A 225-nucleotide genomic window follows, 5' to 3' on the forward strand; every position below is an offset into this window, starting at 1 on the left:
TGTCGATTATCGCACTGGTAAGTTTTTCGTCGTAAAAGGGGTGAGTACTGGTTGGGGTGCTAAGAAAATTCCAGTTAACCGCTAGAATAATTAAGTTCCGTTTGCACTATTTTTATTTTGCCAAAAACATTATGCCAAAGCAACATGCCGATTAAAACAGAGGATATCGATATCGTTGTTCCCGAAAAGGTACAAATCTCAGGCGATAAAACAATTGATGCTGTG

Origin of the sequence: Candidatus Aquicultor secundus, from assembly GCF_002791875.1 — a bacterium.
In the GTDB taxonomy this organism is placed as follows: domain Bacteria; phylum Actinomycetota; class Aquicultoria; order Aquicultorales; family Aquicultoraceae; genus Aquicultor_A; species Aquicultor_A secundus.